The organism is Miniimonas arenae (assembly GCF_006351005.1).
GTDB classification, from domain to species: domain Bacteria; phylum Actinomycetota; class Actinomycetes; order Actinomycetales; family Beutenbergiaceae; genus Miniimonas; species Miniimonas arenae.
Genome location: NZ_VENP01000006.1, coordinates 57686 through 78204, shown reverse-complemented (window position 1 = coordinate 78204; position 20519 = coordinate 57686). Strand labels below are relative to the sequence as shown.

The 20519-nt window shown below is 73.9% G+C and carries 18 protein-coding genes; 6 read left to right on the top strand and 12 right to left on the bottom strand.

Annotation, left to right across the window (positions count from 1 at the left end):
* The first annotated feature begins 64 nt into the window (after window positions 1-64).
* Together FH969_RS03200 and FH969_RS03195 are read left to right on the top strand one after the other, a co-directional pair.
* On the top strand, window positions 65-1114 hold the full coding sequence (locus FH969_RS03200) for a 3-isopropylmalate dehydrogenase (RefSeq protein ID WP_139986058.1): 1050 nt from the start codon (window positions 65-67) through the stop codon (window positions 1112-1114).
* Between the two features lie 105 nt (window positions 1115-1219).
* A complete protein-coding gene (locus tag FH969_RS03195; protein ID WP_139986056.1) occupies window positions 1220-2323 on the top strand; it encodes a branched-chain amino acid aminotransferase in 1104 nt (367 codons plus the stop codon).
* 525 nt (window positions 2324-2848) lie between these two features.
* Here FH969_RS03195 and FH969_RS15105 read toward each other — a convergent pair.
* Window positions 2849-3010, bottom strand: coding sequence for a hypothetical protein (locus FH969_RS15105; protein WP_180359642.1), 162 nt, complete (start codon window positions 3008-3010; stop codon window positions 2849-2851).
* Window positions 3011-3273: 263 nt separating this feature from the next.
* Between FH969_RS15105 and cimA the strand changes: the two genes are divergently transcribed.
* A complete protein-coding gene (gene cimA / locus FH969_RS03190) occupies window positions 3274-4881 on the top strand; it encodes a citramalate synthase (RefSeq protein ID WP_139986055.1) in 1608 nt (535 codons plus the stop codon).
* Window positions 4882-4959: 78 nt separating this feature from the next.
* Here cimA and FH969_RS15420 read toward each other — a convergent pair whose 3' ends face one another.
* Window positions 4960-5733: a hypothetical protein gene (locus tag FH969_RS15420; protein WP_218975248.1), complete on the bottom strand. Its 774-nt coding sequence runs from the start codon at window positions 5731-5733 to the stop codon at window positions 4960-4962.
* Window positions 5734-5883: 150 nt separating this feature from the next.
* On the opposite strand from FH969_RS15420, the gene lplAB reads away from it, so the two are divergent.
* Together lplAB and FH969_RS03175 are read left to right on the top strand one after the other, a co-directional pair.
* A complete protein-coding gene (lplAB, locus tag FH969_RS03180; protein ID WP_139986053.1) occupies window positions 5884-6945 on the top strand; it encodes a lipoate-protein ligase LplAB in 1062 nt (353 codons plus the stop codon).
* Entirely contained in the window at window positions 6942-7532 is a 591-nt protein-coding gene (locus FH969_RS03175; protein WP_139986051.1) for an HhH-GPD-type base excision DNA repair protein, read from the top strand. Before lplAB ends, FH969_RS03175 begins: the two co-directional genes overlap by 4 nt.
* A gap of 58 nt (window positions 7533-7590) precedes the next feature.
* Here the strand turns inward: FH969_RS03175 and FH969_RS03170 are convergent, their stop codons facing one another.
* The 10 genes from FH969_RS03170 to FH969_RS03125 form a co-directional block, all read right to left on the bottom strand.
* Window positions 7591-8640, bottom strand: a complete 1050-nt coding sequence (locus FH969_RS03170) for a DUF2510 domain-containing protein (protein ID WP_180359641.1) — start codon at window positions 8638-8640, stop codon at window positions 7591-7593.
* Window positions 8641-8731: 91 nt separating this feature from the next.
* Complete coding sequence (locus FH969_RS03165; RefSeq protein ID WP_139986048.1) at window positions 8732-11329, bottom strand: DEAD/DEAH box helicase; 2598 nt, start codon at window positions 11327-11329, stop codon at window positions 8732-8734.
* Between the two features lie 36 nt (window positions 11330-11365).
* Window positions 11366-11788 carry a VOC family protein gene (locus FH969_RS03160; protein ID WP_139986046.1) on the bottom strand — a complete coding sequence of 141 codons (423 nt, stop codon included), beginning with the start codon at window positions 11786-11788 and terminating at the stop codon, window positions 11366-11368.
* Window positions 11789-11917: 129 nt separating this feature from the next.
* Complete coding sequence (rlmC, locus tag FH969_RS03155; RefSeq protein ID WP_139986044.1) at window positions 11918-13048, bottom strand: 23S rRNA (uracil(747)-C(5))-methyltransferase RlmC; 1131 nt, start codon at window positions 13046-13048, stop codon at window positions 11918-11920.
* Window positions 13049-13276: 228 nt separating this feature from the next.
* Window positions 13277-14644 (bottom strand): coiled-coil domain-containing protein, encoded by a 1368-nt coding sequence (locus tag FH969_RS03150; protein WP_139986043.1) that lies wholly within the window; start codon window positions 14642-14644, stop codon window positions 13277-13279.
* 179 nt (window positions 14645-14823) lie between these two features.
* A complete protein-coding gene (locus tag FH969_RS15585; protein WP_139986041.1) occupies window positions 14824-15870 on the bottom strand; it encodes a DUF2510 domain-containing protein in 1047 nt (348 codons plus the stop codon).
* Complete coding sequence (nagA, locus tag FH969_RS03140; RefSeq protein ID WP_139986039.1) at window positions 15867-17090, bottom strand: N-acetylglucosamine-6-phosphate deacetylase; 1224 nt, start codon at window positions 17088-17090, stop codon at window positions 15867-15869. Before nagA ends, FH969_RS15585 begins: the two co-directional genes overlap by 4 nt.
* Window positions 17090-17875, bottom strand: coding sequence for a glucosamine-6-phosphate deaminase (gene nagB / locus FH969_RS03135; RefSeq protein WP_139986037.1), 786 nt, complete (start codon window positions 17873-17875; stop codon window positions 17090-17092). The genes nagA and nagB overlap by 1 nt, the downstream gene beginning before the upstream one ends.
* Entirely contained in the window at window positions 17876-18964 is a 1089-nt protein-coding gene (locus FH969_RS03130) for a PTS transporter subunit EIIC (protein WP_218975245.1), read from the bottom strand.
* Window positions 18965-19139: 175 nt separating this feature from the next.
* Complete coding sequence (locus FH969_RS03125) at window positions 19140-19601, bottom strand: PTS sugar transporter subunit IIA (protein WP_139986035.1); 462 nt, start codon at window positions 19599-19601, stop codon at window positions 19140-19142.
* 186 nt (window positions 19602-19787) lie between these two features.
* Here FH969_RS03125 and FH969_RS03120 point away from each other — a divergent pair, with 186 nt between their 5' ends.
* A complete protein-coding gene (locus tag FH969_RS03120) occupies window positions 19788-20495 on the top strand; it encodes a GntR family transcriptional regulator (protein ID WP_246071673.1) in 708 nt (235 codons plus the stop codon).
* Window positions 20496-20519 lie beyond the last annotated feature (24 nt).

The window sequence follows — 20519 nt, the reverse complement described above, 5'->3', positions numbered from 1 at the left end:
ACGGATCGTCCGAATCGCGAGATGCCATGTCCGCCCGTTGGGATGACGGCGTAGCATCCCCGCCATGACTCGTGAGCTCGACCTTGCTGTGATCGCCGGCGACGGGATCGGCCCGGAGGTGGTCGCCGAGGGCCTCAAGGTGCTCGACGCCGTGCTGGCCGGGAGCGACGTGACCGTGCGCACCACGCCGTACGAGCTCGGCGCCAGGCGGTGGCACGAGACCGGCGAGACCCTCACCGACGCCGACCTGGAGGCGATCGGGCAGCACGAGGCGATCCTGCTCGGCGCGATCGGCGACCCGGGCGTCCCGAGCGGCGTGCTCGAGCGCGGTCTGCTCCTCAAGCTGCGGTTCGCGTTCGACCACTACGTCAACCTGCGTCCCTCCAAGCTGTACCCCGGCGTGCCGACGCCGCTGGGCAACCCGGGCGAGATCGACTTCGTCGTGGTCCGCGAGGGCACCGAGGGCCCCTACGTCGGCAACGGCGGCGCCATCCGCGTCGGCACGCCCGCGGAGGTCGCGAACGAGGTCAGCGTGAACACGGCGTACGGCGTCGAGCGCGTGGTGCGCGACGCGTTCGCCCGCGCCCAGGCGCGCCCCCGCAAGCACCTCACGCTCGTGCACAAGCACAACGTGCTCGTCCACGCCGGCCACCTGTGGCGTCGCACGGTCGAGGCGGTCGCGCAGGAGTTCCCCGAGGTCGAGGTCGCGTACGCGCACGTCGACGCCGCCACGATCTACCTCGTCAACGACCCGGCCCGGTTCGACGTCATCGTGACCGACAACCTGTTCGGCGACATCCTCACCGACCTCGCCGCGGCCGTGACCGGCGGCATCGGCCTCGCCGCGTCGGGGAACATCAACCCGACCGGCGCGTACCCCTCGATGTTCGAGCCCGTGCACGGCTCGGCGCCGGACATCGCGGGCCAGCAGAAGGCCGACCCCACCGCCACCGTGCTGTCGGTCGCGCTCATGCTGCACCACCTCGGCCTGGACGCCGAGGCCACCCGCATCGAGGACGCCGTCGCGGCCGACATCGCCGAGCGCGCCGGCTCGTCCGCACCGCGCACGACGTCGCAGGTCGGCGACGCGCTGGCCGCGCGAGTAGCCCGCTGAGTCGCCTGGCGCGACCCGGCGCGGCCCCGCCGCGCAGCCGCCCCCGGGCGACTCCCGCCAGGTACCTGGCGTAGGTTCATCCCCATCAGAACCGTGGAGGCTTCCGTGACCCCGTCCCCGACCCTGACCGCCACCTCCTTCGAGGTGCGGCCCTCCTCTCACCCGCGCACCGTGACGGAGCGTGGCGAGATCCTCGCCGCGCTGTCGTTCGGCACCGCGTTCACCGACCACATGGCGCGTGCCACGTGGACCGCCGACGGCGGCTGGTCCGACCGGCGCGTCGAGGCCTACGGCCCGCTCCAGCTCGACCCCGCCGCCGCCGTCCTGCACTACGCGCAGGAGGTCTTCGAGGGGCTGAAGGCGTACGCGCACCCGGACGGCTCCGTCTGGTCGTTCCGACCCGAGGCGAACGCCGCCCGGTTCGCGCGCAGCGCCGAGCGGCTCGCGCTGCCCGTCCTGCCGGAGGCGGACTTCCTCGAGGCGATCCGGACGCTCGTGCACACCGACGTCGAGTGGGTGCCCACCACGCCGGGCTCCTCGCTCTACCTGCGTCCCTTCATGTTCGCGTCCGAGGCGTTCCTCGGCGTGCGGAGCGCGCGCGTCGTCGACTTCCTCGTCATCGCCTCGCCCGTGGGCCCGTACTTCGCCAAGGGCGTCAAGCCGGTCTCCATCTGGGTGACCGAGGACTACAGCCGCGCCCACCCGGGCGGCACGGGGGACGCCAAGTGCGGCGGCAACTACGCCGCGAGCCTGCTGCCCCAGCAGCGTGCGGCCGAGCGCGGCTTCGACCAGATCCTGTTCACCGACTCCACGGGGGAGAACCTCGAGGAGCTCGGCGGGATGAACGTCTTCGTGGTGAGCAAGGACGGCACCGCGAGCACGCCGCGCCTGACCGGCTCGATCCTCGAGGGCGTCACCCGCTCCTCGATCCTCACGCTGCTCGACGAGCGCGGCCTGCAGACGCAGGAGCGGGACATCCCGCTGGCGGAGGTCGTCGAGGGCATCCGGTCCGGCGACGTGGTGGAGATGTTCGCGTGCGGCACCGCGGCAGTCGTCACGCCGATCGGCCGGCTCGCGGGTCGCGACTTCGACCTCACCCTCGGCGACGGCGAGGCGGGGCCCACCACGCTCGACGTCCTCAACACCCTCACGGACATCCAGTACGGCCGTCGCGAGGACTCCCACGGCTGGCTCACCCGGCTCGTCTGAGGCCGCGCGTCGACCGATCGACGCGGCACACGCCGTCGTGCGCCTGCCGATCGCGCAGGCGCACGACGGCGAGCCACCGCCCGCGCGGACGTCACCACCGCGGGTGGTGCGCCGCCTCGGGGCCGGCGGGCTCGCCGTCGGGCCGTGTGCGTCACCACCGGGTGTGGTTCGCCGCCTCGCGTTCGCCGAGAACGGCCCACTGCGACGAGAACGGTCCGCTGCGGGCCGTCCAGCCGGCCGGCGCGCTCGCCCGTTGATCGAGAACGGCCCTCTGCGACGAGAACGGTCCGCTGCGGGCCGTCCAGCCGGCCGGCGCGCTCGCCGGCTGATCGAGAACGGCCCACTGCGACGAGAACGGTCCGCTGCGGGCCGTTCTCGTCGCCACGGGCCGTTCTCGGCGACCGAAGGGGTGGGCGGGTGGAGCGGGTGGGACGGACGAGCGGAGGGGGGCGGGTGAGGCGGGACGAGCGGAGGGGGGCGGGTGAGGCGGGACGAGCCGTGACGCGCCGACGGGCCCCGAAAGCCCTACCCGGCCGCGGACGCCCACTCGTCGAGGGCCGCGAACCGCAGCCACATCTCCTCGAACACGAGCCGCGCGTCCACGCGCGTCCACACCCGGATCTCGCGACCGTCGGGGTCGGGCACGAGGCCGCCGTCGTCGCCGATCGTGGGCGCGGGACGGCGCACGAACTGGCGCCGTCGGGCGCGGGTGTGCGCTCGGCGCGCACGGACGGGTGTGGCACACTGTTGCCGTGGCACACCCCGCCCTGCTTATTACCTAGCGCGTCCGGCCCACCCGGACGCGCCGCCTCCCGTACCCCGGGAGGCTTTTGTGTGTCCGGGGGAACCCACACTCCGGGCACGGCGGACGGGAACCCCCGGTGAGGTCATGGGCCTCCGGTCACGAGCCGGCAGCGACCTCGCCCCAGGCATCACTCGAGAGGCACGTCATGACGACGCCGACCCTCGACGGCGAGACCGTCGAGATCTACGACACCACCCTGCGCGACGGCGCGCAGCAGGAGGGCATGAACCTCACGGTGGCGGACAAGATGCTCATCGCACCGCTGCTGGACGAGCTCGGAGTGGCGGTGATCGAGGGCGGCTGGCCCGGAGCGATTCCCAAGGACACCGAGTTCTTCGCGCTCGCGGCCAAGGAGCTGGACCTGCGCCACGCCGAGCTGGCCGCCTTCGGCTCGACCCGCAAGGCGGGCGCTCGCGCGCACGACGACGTGCAGGTGCGCGCCCTGCTGGACTCCGAGGCGTCGATCGTGACGCTGGTCGCGAAGAGCGACATCCGGCACGTCGAGCGCGCGCTGCGCACCGACGGCGAGGAGAACCTCGCGATGATCGCCGACACCGTGCGCTACCTCACCGGCGAGGGCCGCCGCGTCATCGTCGATGCGGAGCACTTCTTCGACGGCTACCGGTTCGACCCCGACTACGCGCTGCGGGCCGTCGAGGCCGCGTTCACCGCCGGAGCGAGCGACGTCGTGCTGTGCGACACCAACGGCGGGATGCTGCCGGACTGGGTGCACGCGGTCGTCGCCGAGGTGCGCACCCGCACCTCGGGGCGCCTGGGGATCCACGCGCACAACGACACCGGGTGCGCCGTCGCGAACTCGGTCGCAGCCGTCCAGGCCGGGGCGCGGCACGTGCAGGGCACCGTGAACGGCTACGGCGAGCGGACCGGCAACGCGGACCTGCTCGCCGTCGTCGCCAACCTCGAGCTCAAGCTCGGGGCGCGGTGCCTCGTTCCCGGCGCGCTCACCGAGGTGACGCGGATCGCGCACTCGGTCAGCGAGGTCACGAACATCCCGCCGTTCGGGCGGCAGCCGTACATCGGCGCGAGCGCGTTCGCGCACAAGGCCGGGCTGCACGCCAGCGCGATCCGCGTGGACCCCGACCTCTACCAGCACATCGACCCCACCCTCGTGGGCAACGACATGCGGATGCTCGTGTCGGACATGGCGGGCCGCGCGTCGATCGAGCTCAAGGGGCGCGAGCTCGGGATCGACCTCACGGGCCGGCCCGAGGTGCTCACCAAGGTCGTCGACCGGGTCAAGAACGCCGAGGCGAACGGGTACACGTTCGACGCGGCCGACGCCTCGTTCGCACTGCTCCTGCAGGAGGAGCTCGACGGTCACCGGCCGGCGTACTTCCGGGTGGAGAGCTGGCGCGCGTCGGTGCTGTACTCCGAGCGGATCGGGGGCGACGGCGAGTGCGAGGCCACCGTCAAGCTGCACGCCGGCGGTGCTCGGGTCGTGCAGACCGGCGAGGGAAACGGTCCCGTCAACGCGCTCGACCACGCGCTGCGCGAGGCGCTCCTGGGGACCTACCCGGAGATCGCCTCGTTCGAGCTCGTCGACTTCCGCGTCCGCCTGCTCGACACCTCGCACGGCACCGACGCCGTGACGCGCGTGCTCATCCAGACCTCCGACGGCGCGAGCGTGTGGAGCACCGTCGGCGTGGGGCCCAACATCCTCGAGGCGGCGTACGAGGCGCTCGTGGACGCGCTCGTCTTCGGGCTCGTCCAGGCCGGGGTCGAGCCGCGCTGAGGCGCGGCTGGGCCGGCCGGCACCGGCGCTGCCGGCCCGGCTTCTGCCCGCGCGGCTGCTGCCCGCGCGGCTGACGGGCTACAGCTCGTCGCGCGGCACCTGGTCGACGACGAGGCGCACGCGGGCGGCCTTCCGGCTCAGCTGCTTGCGCATCGCGACGATGGCCTGCTCCACGTCGTCGTCCACGAGGTCCTCGACGATCGTCACGTGCAGCACGACGGGGTGGTCCTGCGGCGCGTCGGCGGGTGCGGGGGAGTCGGGCCCGACGGCGAGCTCGAGTCCCTGCTGCACCGCGGTCCGCAGGTCGTCGGCGACCGGGGCGTGCGACAGCGCGACCTGCTCGATCCGCACGACGACGCCGCCGACCCCACTGAGGCTGGGGTTCCACGCCGCGACCGGGGTCGGGGCGCCGTCGGCCGACGGGACCAGGTCGCGTGGTTCGCGTGGGGGCTCGAGGTCCTGCTCCCGCACGGGCTCCGGCTCGAAGTCCTGCTCGAGCGGGCTCTCACCGGGCTGCGGCTCCGGCCACGGGGCTATGTCGAGTTCGGGCTCGGGCTGCGGCTCGGGTTCCGGCTGCGGCTGCGGCTCGGGTTCTGGCTCGGGCTGCGGCTCGGGCTCGGGTTCGGGTTCGGGCTCGGGCCGCGGCTCGGGCTCGGGTTCCGGCTCGGGCTCGGGCTCGGGTTCCGGCTCGGGCTCGGGTTCCGGCTCGGGCTCGGGCTCGGGTTCCGGCTCGGGTTCCGGTTCCGGTGCAAGCTCCGGCTCCGGCTCGGGCACCGGAAGTACTGCCTTCTCGACGGGCTCGGGCTGTGCCTGAGCCTCGTCCTTCTTGCGACGCCACGGGAACCATGCCATGGCCCCAGCGTGGTGGACGGGGAGCCGATCGGCAACGCGCCGCGAGGTGCGCGTCGTGCGATGTTGCTCTCAGCCCGCACGAGCGGCGGCCCGCGGTGCCACGAGAACCACCCCTGCGGGAGGGCTGAGGGGGTCGGGGATAATGACCACGTGCATGGTGAGTACAAGGTGCCCGGAGGCAAGCTCGTCGTCGTCGACCTGACGACATCGGGGGAGGGGGACGACGCGGTTCTCGCGGACGTCGTCGTCTCGGGCGACTTCTTCCTCGAGCCCGACGACGCGATCCTCGACATCAACCGCGCGCTCACCGGCCTGCCGGCGAGCACCCCGGTCCAGGCGATGGCCCAGGTGGTGGCGCGCGCCGTCGGCGACGACACCGTCATGGTGGGGTTCAGCCCCGAGGCCGTCGCGATCGCGGTTCGTCGCGCCCTCGGCCACGCCACGAGCTGGCACGACCACACGTTCGAGGTCATCTGCGGTGAGGCCGAGCTCCCGTTCATGCAGATGGCCCTGGACGAGGTGCTCGCGCAGGCGGTGGGCGCCGGGACGCGCGGCCCGACGCTGCGGTTCTGGGAGTGGGAGCGCAACGTCGTCGTCATCGGGTCCTTCCAGTCGATGCGCAACGAGGTGGACCCCGACGGCGTGGCTCGCCAGGACGTCACGGTCACCCGGCGCGTCTCCGGCGGCGGCGCGATGTTCATCCAGCCCGGCAACACGATCACCTACTCGCTCTACGTGCCGGCCTCGCTCGTCGAGGGCCTGAGCTTCGAGCAGTCCTACGCGTTCCTCGACGACTGGGTGCTGGCCGCGCTGCGCGACCTCGGCATCCAGGCGACGTACGTCCCGCTCAACGACATCACCTCTCCGGCGGGCAAGATCGCCGGCGCCGCGCAGAAGCGGTACGCCTCCGGCGCGGTGCTCCACCACGTCACGATGTCCTACGACATCGACGCCGACGCGATGCTCGACGTCCTGCGCATCGGGCGCGAGAAGCTCTCGGACAAGGGCACCCGCAGCGCGAACAAGCGCGTGGACCCGCTGCGCAGCCAGACGGGCCTGCCGCGCGCGGAGATCATCGACTCCTTCGCGGCCACGTTCGCCTCGCGGTACGCCACCGTCCCCGGCGAGATCACCGCGGCCGAGCGCGCCGAGGCCGAGCGCCTGGTCGCCACGAAGTTCGCCACCCCCGAGTGGTTGAATCGGGTGCCATGACGCGCCCGCTCTGGCTCACCGGCGACCCCGAGGCCGACGCGCTCCTCGAGCGCGACCCGTTCGCCCTGCTCATCGGCATGCTCCTGGACCAGCAGGTCGCGATGGAGACCGCCTTCGCCGGTCCTGCCAAGATCGAGCAGCGGCTCGGTTCGATCGCCCCGGAGGCGATCGCGGCCGCCGATCCTGAGGCGTTCGCGGAGCTGTGCCGCACGCCGCCCGCCGTGCACCGCTACCCCGGCTCGATGGCGGGCCGGGTGCAGGAGGTGGCGCGCGCCGTCGTGCACCGCTACGACGGCGACGTCACCGCGATCTGGACCGACGCCGACGGCGCCACCCCGGACGCCGCGACCGTTCTCTCGCGGCTCAAGGCACTTGCGGGGTTCGGCGACCAGAAGGCGCGGATCTTCCTCGCTCTGCTCGGCAAGCAGCGCGGCGTGACTCCCGCCGGGTGGCGCGAGACTGCCGGGGCGTACGGCGAGGAGGGCTCGCGGCGGTCCATCGCCGACGTCACCGACGCCGACTCGCTCCTGCAGGTGCGGGCGACGAAGCAGGCGGCCAAGGCGGCGGCGCGCGCCGCGAAGGGCTGACTCCCGGGCCACGGGAGCCACGGCGGCGCCGGACGTCAGCGACGTCGGCGCAGCGGCGCTAGACGGGTGTCACCGCGACGGACACCGTGATCTCGTTCTGGTCGTACTCGTCCAGCACGAGGAACGACGAGCCGGCCGGGAAGGTCGCCTCGAGATAGGGGTCGTACTCGGTGCCACCCTTCTCGGTCGCGGCCTGCGGACCCCGGTCGTCCGCGAGCGTGGCGCGCCCGCTCGGGAAGTACGTGAGCCGCGCGTCCTCCCAGTCGACCGAGGCGCGCACGTCGACCGCGAGGCGCTGCTCGGCGTCACCGGTCAGCCGCAGCACCGAGTATCCGCCCGCGGGGATCGTCACGTCGGTGGTCTGCCCGACGGCGACGTCGACGGCCTCGACGGCGTAGATCGTCACCTCCGCGGAGGTCGCCACGCCGTCGTGCTCGGTGACGGTGAGGGTGTAGGTGCCGGCCTCGAGCTGTACGAACCCGGCCGGGTCGGACCAGGAGCCGCCGATGATGCCGGCGAGGTCGTTGCCGCGGTCGTCACCCGACCACAGCACGGTGCCGTCGAGGCTCAGCTCGGCGGCGACGTCCTCGGCCGCCGCCGCGGTGAGGAGGTACGAGCCCGCCTCGGGAACCTCGATCGCCACGAGGGCGGACCCGCCGTCGGGGACCGACACCGTCGCGGGCGAGCCCGGCGAGGCCTGGCCGGCGGCCACCCCGGGCGAGGACCCGGCGGAGGGGCCGGCGGCGGGGTCGACCGCCGGGCCCTGGTTCACCAGGGCCGCGATCAGCGCGACGACGATGACGAGGACGGTGACCGCACCGCCGGCGATCCACCAGCCGAGCGCGGATCGGCGCCGGCGCGGGCGGGCTCGCCCGGGGATCGCGATCGCCTCGGGCTCCCACGTCGAGACGATGCGCGGCTCGTGGCTCGCCCGCAGATCGGCGTCGGCGAGGTAGGGGTAGTCCTCGACCGCGGTGTCGGAGCCGTGCGTACGCACCGCGACCGGGGCGAGCGGCTGGACGTACTCCGTCCACGCCTCGCCGTCCCAGAACCGGACCTGGCGCTCGCCCTGGGGGTCGGGGTACCACCCCGGGTCGTTCGTCAGCACGGCCTCATTCTCCCTCGGAAGTCGGACCGGCGGCTCGCTGGGCCCGCGGGCCGGGCGGTGCGGCCGGCCGGTCGGCCCGCCGTCGCTCGCCTCAGGCCTGCCACGGACCCAGACTGACCGGTCGGACGACGAGCTCCCCGGCCGCGTCACTCGCGTCGAGGTCCACCTCGAGCACGAGGCGCCAGTCGCGGTCGCCCGAGGGGTCGTCGAGGATCTGCTCGAGCCGCCGCACGCGGCCGGAGTCCTCCAGCAGCACGAGTGCTGCGGACCGGGCGGCGCCGTCGGTCGCGAGGTGGTCGTACTCGGCCCAGTACGGCTCGAGCTGGTCGCGCCAGCGCTGCGCGTCCCAGCCCGCCGCGCCGTCCAGCGCGCCGAGGGCCGCGTAGTCCTCGCGCGCGAGAAGCTCGACCCGGCGGAAGGCCGCCCCGCGGGCCGCGACGCGGACCGCGCGCTCGTTCGCGGAGAAGGGCGGCGGGGTCTCGGAGTCACCGAACCGGCGCTCGGCGCGCTCGACCTCCTCGTCCGTGAGGCCGTCGGCCGCGTCCGCGGACGCACCGGCGAGCGCCTCCCACTCGTCCAGCAGCGAGGAGTCCACCTGCCGCACGACCTCGCCGAGCCAGGTCACGACGTCGTCGACCTCGCTCGTGCGCCACGCCTCCGGCACCACCTGGCGCAGGCTGCGGTAGACGTCCGTGAGGTAGCGCAGCACCACGCCCTCCGAGCGCTGGACGCCGTACCGCGAGACGAGCTCCGAGAACGTCATCCCGGTCTCGACCATCTCGCGGACGACGGACTTGGGCTCCAGCTCCTGCTCCGCGGCCCACGGGTTCGCGCGCACGTACGGCGTCCAGGCCGCGCCGAGCAGCTCGGCGAGCGGCTGGGGGTAGGTGACGTCCTCGAGCAGCTCCATCCGCTCTTCGTACTCCAGCCCCTCGGACTTCATCGCGGCGACCGCCTCGCCGCGTGCGGCGTGCTGCTGCGCCATGAGGACCGGCCGCGGTCCCGGCGTCGTCGCCTCGACCACCGACACGACGTCGAGCGCCCGCGCGAACGGCTCGGCGTCGGGGTCCAGCAGGTCCAGGGCCGCGAGGGCGAACGGGGAGAGCGGGGAGTTGAGGGCGAACTCGTCCGGGACCTCGGCGACCAGGCGCACCGTCGGTTCACCGGGCGCGACCCGGCTGCGCGGGGTGTGCGCGACGAGGCCCGCGGTGTGCAGCGACCGGTAGATGCCCACCGCGCGCCGCACGAGGGGGTTGGCCGCGCGGTGCGGCTCGTGGTTGTCGGTGAGCAGGCGCCAGGCGCGCGCGACCGGGTCGCCCGGGCGCTCGAGCACGCCGAGCACCATCGCGTGCGTGACCGCCAGCTGGCTGGTCAGTGGCTCGGGCTCGGCGTCGCGAAGCCGCTCGAACGTCTTGTCCGTCCAGTTGACCTGCCCCTCGGGCGCCTTCTTGCGCACGATCTTGCGGCGCTTGCGCTCGTCGTCGCCCGCCTTGGCCAGCGCCCGGGCGTTCTCGATGACGTGGTCGGGCGCCTGCACGACGACGTCGCCCACGGTGTCGAAGCCGGCCCGGCCCGCGCGGCCGGAGATCTGGTGGAACTCCCGCGCCGTGAGGTGGCGCTGGCGCACGCCGTCGAACTTCGTCAGGCCGGTGAACACCACGGTCCGGATGGGCATGTTCACCCCGACGCCGAGCGTGTCGGTGCCGCACACGACGCGCAGGTGACCGGCCTGGACGAGGCGTTCCACGAGGCGCCGGTAGCGCGGCAGCATGCCCGCGTGGTGCACGCCGATGCCGAGCCGCAGCAGCCGCGAGAGCGTGCTGCCGAAGCCGCCGGCGAACCGCTCGCCGGCCAGCGCCTGCGCGATCGCGGCGCGCTGCTCCTTCGTGGTGACCTGGATCGACGTGAGCGCCTGGGCCCGCTCGAGCGCCGCGGCCTGCGTGAAGTGGACGACGTACACCGGGTCGCGCCGGGTGCCGAGCAGCTCCTCGATGACCTCGGTGAGCGGCTCGAGGGAGTAGCGGAACGTGAGCGGCACGGGTCGCTCGGTGTGCGCGATGACCTGGGCGCCGCGGCCGGTGCGGCGGGTCAGGTCCGCCACGATGTCGGTCATCTCCCCGAGCGTCGCCGAGAGCAGCACGAACTGCGCCCCGGGCAGGTCCAGGAGCGGGATCTGCCACGCCGAGCCGCGCTGCGGGTCGGCGTAGAAGTGGAACTCGTCGGCGACGACCACGAGGTCGGCGTCGTTCTCGGTGCTCGACGGCGTGGCGCCCAGCTGGCCGCGCAGCGTCTGGGCCGCGAGGATCTCGGCCGTGCAGCACAGGATCGGCGCGTCCGGGTTGATCGCGACGTCACCGGTGATCATCCCGACGTTCGCGGCGCCGAACGCGGCCGCGAGGTCGAAGAACTTCTCGCTCACGAGGGCCTTGACCGGGGCCGTGTAGTACGTGCGTGCGCCGCGGGCGAGGGCCGCCGCGTGCGCGACGACGGCGACCAGGCTCTTGCCGCTGCCCGTCGGCGTCGCGAGCACGACGTGCTCGCCCGCGACGATCGCGAGCGCGGCCTCCTCCTGGTGCGGGTAGGGCGTCAGCCCGCGGGCGGCCGCGTAGGCCTCGAACGCCTCGTACGTCGCCTCGGGGCTCGTGCCCGGGGGCAGGGCGAGCGGGTGGGCGGGGCTGAGGACGGTCACCGCACGACCGTAGTTCAGCCCCGCCGCGGGCGAGTGCTACTGCCCGTCGCCACCGCCCCCGATGTTGAGCATCCACGTCACCCCGAACCGGTCCACGAGCGAGCCGTACTCGTCGCCCCAGGGCGCCTTCTCGAGCGGCTGCTGGATCGTGGCGCCCTCGGCGAGCCGGTTCCACTGCTCGCGCATCGCCTCGGCGTCCTCCGGCCCCCCGAACAGGGAGACGTCCACCGACGTGCCCTCGGGCTGCGCCATGAACGACGGGGTGTCGGCACCCATGAGGACGGCGCGACCGTCGACGGTGATCTGGGCGTGCATGAGCTTGTCGGCGTCCTCGCCGCCCATCCCGAACTCCCCGAGGGTGGAGGAGGTGAGCTCGCCACCCAGGAGGTCGGCGTAGAAGGTCATCGCCTCCCGCGCCTGGCCGCGGAAGTGCAGGTAGGGGTTGATGTTGGTGGCCACGGTGCGCTCCTTCGTGTGGTCCCGGGATCGGGATGACGTGACGGTAGACCGGCGCACCGACACGGGTTCATCGGTCGGCGCGGCGTCGGCGCCACATCGGCGCGGCGTCGGCGCCGCATCACCGCGACGTCAGCGCTCCAGCAGCGTGAGCACCTCGTAGTGCGCCGTCTGCGGGAACATGTCGAGCACCTGCGCGCGCACCGGTCGCAACGACGGCATCGCCGCGAGGTCGGCGGCGAGGCTACGCGCGTTGCACGAGGAGTACAGGACCGTGCCGACCCCCGACTGCTCCAGCCACGCCGCGAGGTCCGGTCCGATGCCGCGTCGCGGCGGGTTCACCACGACGACGTCGGGCACCGGGCCCGTGGCCGGCACGAGGGTCGTGGCATCGCCCGCGACGAACCGCGCGGACGCGAGGTCGAGCTCCTGCGCGGTCCGGGTGGCGCTCGCGATCGCCTCGGCCGAGACCTCGACGCCTTCGACGGCGAGCCTGGGCAGCGCACGCGCGGCGTGCAGCGCGAAGCCGCCCACGCCGCAGTACAGGTCCCACAGCGTGGCGGGAGCGCGCTCGGTGAGCCACGACGTCGCCGCCCGGTACAGCGCGGCCGCGACCTCGGTGTTGGTCTGGAAGAAGGAGCGCGGCCGCAGGTGCAGCGGCAGGTCGTTGACGCGCATCGTGAGCGTGTCGCCGTGCAGGACGATCTCCTGCGCACCCTCGAGCACCGCGGCGTGCGCCGGCAGGATGTTGAGGCTCACGACGGCGAGCGACGGCAGCGCGGCGAGGAGCCCGGGCAGGTGCTTGCGCACCCGGGCCTCCGCCTCGCGTGAGCGCAGGACGAGGCGGACCATGAGCTCGCCGTCGGGGCTGGCGGTGACCAGCACGTGCTTGAGCTCCCCGCGCCGGGTGGGCACGTCGTACGGGGTGAGCGCGGCCGTGCGGACGAAGTCGGCCAGGATCGGCAGCGCGGCCTCGACGGCCTCCTCGTGCAGGGGGCAGTGCCGCAGGTCGTTGACCACGCCGGCGCCCGCGAACGGTGCCTGGATGCCGAGCAGCGGATGCGCGACGGTGCCGCCGACCACCATCTTGGCCTTGTTGCGGAAGCGGCGCTCGCGGCTCGGGACGGGATCGAGCCAGGTCAGCCCCGGCGCGCGCACGAGGTCCTGGACGGCGCGCACCTTCGCGTCGAGCTGCTGCGGGTACGGCACGGCGAGCTCGGTGCACGAGCGGCACCGGCCGGCCTCGAAGTAGTGGCAGCGCATCGCGTTCAGCGTACGAGGCGGCGCGCCGTCGGGCGTCTCCCGCTCCTGCCCGTCGACCGCGATCCGGACGTGACGCAGGCTCGTGCGCGCGGACGTCGTCCGGTGGCTCGGAGCGCGGAGCCGGCGCGCCGAGGCCCGGTGAACCCTCCGAGGTCATCGAGGTCTGTCTCCGCCGTGACCGGCGTCTCCGGGCGTGGCGTGCCGCGTGCGTGCGCCCGACGCGTGGGGTCAGTCGAAGAAGTCCTCGAGGACCTCGCCGAGCACCATCCCGCCGAGGACGCCGCCGATCAACCCACCCATGTCGTTGCTGCCGCGTCCGCCCATCGGCCCGCCGAACCCGCCGAGCCCGCCGCCCCGCCGGGGGGAGTCCCAGCGCCCCGCCCCGCCGGGCAGGGAGTCCCGGCCCGCGTCGATGTCGCGCTGCGCGAGCGCGAGCGCCTGCCCCGCGAGGTCCGCGGCACGGCGCGCGAGCGCGAGGTCCTGCTCGCGGGACTCCTCGTCCGAGGGGCTGCGGCGGAGCTCCGTGAGGGCGCGCTCGGCCTCCGCGAGGCGCGTGCGCGCATCCGCCCCGATGTAGCCGCGGTGACCGGCGATCACGTCGCGCGCGACCGCGAGCTGCCGCTCGGCGTCGTCCTCCGCGTGCCGCACCTGGGCGGCCGAGGGCACCGGACGCGCGGCGCGCTCGGCCGCCCTCGCGACGGCCGCGTCGAGCGCCGAGTTCGCCGCGCGCAGCCGCGTGAGGTCGGTGAACGGGTCCGACGGCGCACCGGGACCGGGGAGCGCGGCCAGCGCCTCCTGCAGCTCGCCCGCGGCGGCCGCGACCTCAGGCGTCGCGGGCACGTCACGCACGGCGACGAGGTCGTCGCGCGAGTCGGCGACGACGGCGGAGAGCGCCGCCTGCGCGCGCAGCGCCTCGAGCTCGAAGCTCTCGACGGCGTCCAGCAGCACCGCGCTGCGGCGCACGCTCTCGGTCGCGGCCTCGAGGGCGAGCGTCGCCTGCGACGCCTGACCCGCGTCGCGCCGTCGGGCCGCGACGTCGATGCCCTGCTCGGCGAACCCGAGCAGCTGCTCGGCCTCGGTCGCGTTGCCCGCGACCTGGCGCAGCGCCTCGGGGGAGTAGCGCTCGGCGAGGCGGGTCAGCGTCTCGTGAGCCTGCGGCAGCCGAGTGCGGATCGCCGCGGCCTGGTCGCGGATCCGGTCCGCGACCTCGGGGGCCTCGCGCACCCGGGCGACCTGGTCGGCCAGCGCGGCGGTGCGCTCCTCGACGAGGCCGGTCGCCCACTCCGCGAGCTGCACGATGCGCGCGTTGCGCTCGCGCTGCTCCTGCGGGGTGTCGGGGATGTCGTCGACGTTGAGCTGGTGCAGCCGGAACGCCTCGTCGAGGTGGTGGCTCACGGATGCGAGCGCCGCGGCGAGGTCGCGGGTCGCGGCCTCACCGAGCTCGGCCGTGGCGAACGCGAGCTCGTCCCGGGTGAGGCGGAGGCGTTCGTCCGCGGAGACGAGCGCCGAGGCGGCGCGGTCCGCGAGGACCCGGTCCTGCTCGTCCTGCTGCGCCTTCTCCTCGGCCCGACGCGAGCGTCCCCAGAATCCCGCCATGAGTCGAGTCTAGGTCGGCGCCGTGGGGGCCTCCCGGGGGCCGGGCGTGCCAGCCGCCCGGCTGCCCGGGCTGCCGGACTGCCGACGCGGCCCGGGCGACCGGGGCTGTCCCGGGCGGCAGGCAGCGGCGAGCGGGTGGGACGCCCGGTCGGAGCGTCGCGGCGTGCTGGGCGCTGCGGTCAGTCGCTGGTGACCGAGTCCACGAGCCAGCCGCCGCCCTGCTTGACGAGGTTGAACGTAACGTCGGCGCTCTGATGCTGGCCGGAGGAGTCCGTCCAGCTCTCCGCGACCTCCACGGTGGCCGTCGAGCCCGAGACGCTCGTCGAGGTCGCCCGCCACTCGTAGGAGTCGGCACCGTTCTGCAGGCTGGCGTTGAACTCCGCGGCGTCGGCCTCGAACGAGTCGCAGCTCGCCCACGTGGACTGCCAGAACTCGTTGGTCACGGACGAGACGAGGAGCTGGCAGTCCTCGGCGTCCCAGGCGTCGTTGTAGTCGGTGACCGCGTGGAGCGGGCCGGCCGTCTGGGACCGGACCGAGAACAACACGACCGCGAGGATGGCGACGATCAGGACCACGACGGCGACGATGATGCCCACCACCACGCCGGTGCGCCTGCGCGGGGCGCCGCCCGGCGCGCCACCGTACGGGGCGCCGGGCTGGGCGGGCGCAACTCCCGGCCGGCCGTAGGCGGGAGCGCCGGGTTGGCCGTAGGCCGGGCTCACCGTCGCCTGACCGTACGCGGGCGTGCCCGGAGCCTGGTAGCCGCCCGGGCCGTACCCGTCGGGACGTCCGACCGAGGGGATCCGGCCGTAGCCGGCGGACGTCGGCTGACCCGAGGCACCGGACTGGCCGCCCGGGGCACCCGGGGCCGACACGACCGGGCCGCCGGGCGCGGAGGTGCCGCCGGGCTGCCAGGCGGTGCTCGTCGTCGCGCCGGTGCCGGATGCGGAGACGCCGGGCGCGGAGGTGCCGCCGGGCTGCCAGGCGGTGCTCGCCGTCGCACCGGTACCGGGTGCGGAGGTGGCGCCGGGCTGCCAGGCGGTGCTCGCCGTCGCGCCGGTGCCGGGCGCGGAGGTGCCGCCGGGCTGCCAGGCGGTGCCCGCCGTCGTGCCCGCCCCGGCGCTCGCGGGCTGGCCGGCGTCGCGCGTGTCCTCCGTCCACGCCGTGCCGTCCCACCAGCGCTGACGTCCGGAACCGTCCGGGTACCAACCCGCGGGGTGAGTCATGCCCGGATTGTGCTCGCGCCCGCGCTCGTCGTCCAACCGGACACGGCGTCGGTCCCGACGCTCGCGGCGATCTCGCTCCCACCGACCCACACGCGAACCGGGTGCCACGAGGAGTCCCACGCGACGAGGTCGGCGTGCGCCCCGACCGCGAGGCGTCCCAGGTCGGCGCGACCGAGCGAGCGGGCGGCCACCTCGGTGCACGAGGCGAGCACCGTGGCGGCGTCGAGCCCGGAGGCCACCATGCGGCGCACGCCCTCGTCCAGGACGATGCCGGCGCCCGTGATCGTGCCGTCCTCCCGCCGGCCGAGGCCGGTGTCGTCGTTCGCCACCGGTCGGCCGCCGAACTGCAGCCACGTGTGGTTGGGCAGCCCGGCCGTGACGATCGCGTCGGTGACGGCGATCGCGCGGCCCGCTGCGGCCGTGTAGACGAGCCGCACGACGCTCGGGTCCAGGTGCTGACCGTCCACGATCGTGCCGACGTAGAACCGCTCGTCCGTGAGCACCGCCCCCGGGACACCGGGCTCGCGGTGGCCGAGCGGGCGCTGCGCGTTGAACACGTGGGTCGTCATCGTGGCGCCCGCGTCGGCCGCGGCGTGCACCTGCGCGGCCGTGGCGTCGCTGTGCCCCACGGCGACGACGACGCCCTCGGCCACGAGGCGCCGCGTGGCGTCGAGGGCGTGCGGCAGCTCCGGGGCCAGCGTGAGCGTCGTGAGGACCTCCCGCGTGGCCGGGTGCGCCAGGAGCACGTCGAGGTGCTCCGGGCTCGGCTCGACCATCCAGTCCGGGCGGTGCGTCCCCTTGCGGGCGGGGGAGATGAACGGCCCCTCGAGGTGCGCGCCCAGCACCCGCGCCGCGGGGCCGCCCGCGTTCTCGTCCCGCGCCTGCCGCACCCGGGCGAACGCGCCCCCGAGCTGGGCGAGCGGTGCCGTGATGATCGTCGGCTGGACCGCCGTGACGCCGCGCGCGGCGAGCCCGCCGAGCACGCGCGTCCACTGCTCGGGGGTCGCGTCGGCGAAGTCCGCGCCGAACGAGCCGTTGATCTGCAGGTCCATAAGGCCGGGCGTCAGGGTCGCCGCGCCGAGGTCGACGTCGGCAGCGGGCGCGCCGGCGAGCGCCTCGCCCACGGTCACCGACGCGATCCGGCCGCCCTCGACGGCGAGCTGCGCGGGGCCCGTGAACGCTCCGTCGAGCAGCACGCGCCCCGCGCGGATCGTGACCATCAGATGCCCTGCCAGTCGGGCTTGCCGTCGTACGTGGTGCGGTAGTACTCGCGGAACGTGAGCTGGCTGGCGGCCTCGGCGTCGACGACGACCGTGGCGTGCGGGTGCAGCTGCAGGACCGACGCCGGCCAGCGCGCCGAGACGGCGCCCTCCACGCACTCCCGCACGGCCTGGGCCTTGTTCAGTCCGAAGCCGAGCATCACGGCGTGCCGGGACTCCATGATCGTGCCGAGCCCCTGGGTGAGGCAGTGCCGCGGCACCTGGTCCAGGTCGTCGTCGAAGAACCGCGCGTTGTCCAGCCGGGTCTTCGGGGTGAGCGTCTTGAGCCGGGTGCGGCTGGTCAGGCTCGACATCGGCATGTTGAACGCGAGGTGCCCGTCAGCCCCGATCCCGAGGATCTGGAGGTCGATCCCGCCGGCCTCCCGGATCGCGGCGTCGTACGCCACGCCGGCCGCCGACAGGTCCTCGGCGAGGCCGTCGGGTCCTTGGACGGCGTCCGGACGCAGGTCCACGCGCCCCGTGAAGACGCGCTCGATGAACGCGCGGTAGCGCTCGGGGTGGTCGGCCGGGAGCCCGACGTACTCGTCCAGCAGGAACGCGCGGGCGCTCGCGAACGTGAGCTCACCGGCCTCGTACCGCCGGACGAGCTCGTCGTACACGCCGAGCGGGGTCGACCCGGTGGCCAGGCCGAGGACGGCGTCCGGCTTGGCGGCGAGCAGGCGGGAGTACGCGTCCGCGACGATGGGCGCGGCGTCCTCGGGCCGCTCGACGACGATGACCTCCATCTAGAGCACGTCCTTGATGTCGTTCTTGAGGGCCTCGGCCTGCGTGCCGAAAACCGCCTGGACGTTGTTGCCCACCTCGATCACGCCGGCCGCGCCGAGCGCCTTGAGACGCGCCTTGTCGACCTTGTCCTTGTCGGCGACCTCCATCCGCAGACGCGTGATGCAGGCGTCGACGTTGACGAGGTTCTCGCGACCCCCGAAGGCTGCGATGAGCTGCTCGGCCTTGCTCGCCGTCGCGCTGCTCGCCGTCGTGGCGGCTGCGGCCGCTGCGGCGGCGCTTGCGCCGACGGCCCCCTCGCTGGAGACCGCCCCGGCTGCCGCCGGTGTGGACGCCACGGTGGTCGAGACGAGCTCCTCCGAGCTGTTCTCGGCCTGCTCGGCCTCGAACTCCGCCTCCGGCTCACGGCCCGGCGTGCGCAGGTTCCAGCGCTTCACGACGAGGCGGAAGATGACGTAGTACACGAAGAAGTAGACGACGCCCATGATGAGCAGCAGCGGGATGTTCTTCGCGGCCGGCGCCGTGCCGTAGAGCAGCAGGTCGATGAGGCCGGCGGAGAACGAGAACCCGAGGTGGATGTCGAGCGTGTAGGCGATCGCCAGCGACAGGCCGGTGAGGATCGCGTGCACCACGTACAGCGGGAACGCGACGAACATGAACGCGAACTCCAGCGGCTCGGTCACGCCGGTGAGGAACGCGGTGATGCCGGCCGCGCCGAGGATGCCGATCGCCGTCTTGCGCTGCCGCTTGTCGGCGAGGTGGATCATCGCGAGCGCTGCGGCGGGCAGGCCGAACATGAGCACCGGGTAGAAGCCCGAGGTGAGCGCGCCCGCCGTCGGGTCGCCCGCGGCGAACCGCGTGAGCTCACCGGTCACGACGCCGTTGGGGCCGTCGTAGGAGCCGTAGAGGAACCACACGTAGGAGTTCACGATGTGGTGCAGGCCGACCGGGATCAGCATGCGGTTCGCGAAGCCGTACACGAACGCACCGAACGCGCCGGCACCGGTGATGAACTCGCCGAGGCCCGTGAACCCCGGGATGCGGAGCGGCTTCTTCGCCGGCTTCGCGGGGGTCGCGGTGGCGGTGGTCATGGAACGGTCTCCCTCGAGATCGGAGGATCAGAAGTCAGAGGTCAGAGGTCAGCGGTCGGCGGTCGACCGGCAGGGATCGGCCGGTCGACCGACAGCGGTCGGCCGGTCGACCGACAGCGGTCGGCCGGTCGAACGGCAGCGGTCGAACGGCAGCGGTCGAACGGCAGCGCGGCGGTCAGGCCGAGACGGTGAGCAGGGGCTGGCCGGGCTGCGTCGCCGCACCCTCGACCCCGTCGGCGACCGCGACGAGCTCGGCCGCGCGGTCCATGACGATCACGGGGGAGACGGGGCTGTAGCCCGCGGCGACGATCGCCGGCACGTCCCAGATGACCACGGGGTCGCCGGCGGCGACGGTCGAGCCCTGCTCGACCAGCACCGTGAACCCCTCGCCGTCGAGCTTCACGGTGTCGATGCCGAGGTGCACGAGGACGCCCACGCCATCGGCGCCGGCGATGACGAACGCGTGCGGGAACACCTTGACGAGGGTGCCCGCGATCGGTGCCACGACGTCGAGCACGTCGGCCGTCGGGTCGATCGCCGCGCCCGGGCCGACGATGCCCTGGGAGAACACGGGGTCGGGGATGTCCGCCAAGGTGACGGCGCGGCCCGCGAGGGGCGAGAGGACGGTGGTGGCCATGGGGGCTCCTCGTGGGTGCGGGTGCGAGAGTCTCGTCGGACAACTGGTTCTTACTGGTTCGTACCAGTGCGGGTATGGTGGTCCCAGATCGAGGACGTGTCAACAGCGCAGAGCAGGCCGAGAGGGGCTGGCGTGGTCGAGGTGGTCGAAGGGGCAGACGATGCTGCGAGGGCGCCGGACGCCGTCGTGGACGGCCCCGTCACGAAGCACGCACAGCTGCGCGCGATCCTGCTCGAGCGCGTGACCTCGCAGTGGGCCCCGCACCAGGCCATCCCCTCCGAGCGCGAGCTCATGGCCGAGTTCGGGGTCAGCCGCGCGACGGTCCGCGAGGCGATCCGCCAGCTCGTGGAGGAGCAGCGCCTCTACCGCGTGCACGGCAAGGGCACGTTCGTGGCCGCCGATCGCGTGGAGTCCCGGCTGCACCTCGCCTCGTTCACCGACGACATGCGCCGACGCGGCCTCGTCCCGTCCACGCTCGTGCGCCACGTCCGGCTCGTGCCCGCACCCGTGGAGGTCACCGCCGCGCTCGGGCTCGCCCCCGACGAGGAGGTCTGGGAGATCGAGCGGCTGCGCCTGGCCGGCGGCGCGCCCATGGCGCTCGAGCGCGGCTTCTACAGCAACCGCCTGCTGCCGGACCTGGGCGGCATCGAGCTGACCGGGTCCCTCTACAGCATCATGGCGCTCGGCTACGGCCTGCGGATCGACGGCGCCGAGCAGACCGTGTGGTCCGAGCTCGCGACGCGGTCGACCGCGGATCCGCTCGGGGTCGGCGTCGGGGCGCCGCTCATGGTGTTCCGCCGGACGTCGCGAGCCTCCGGGCGGCCCGTCGAGTACGTCACCTCCTGGTACCGGGGCGACCGGTACCAGATCCACATGTCGCTCTCCGGGACGTAGCCGGGGAAATCGGGCAAGATGCCC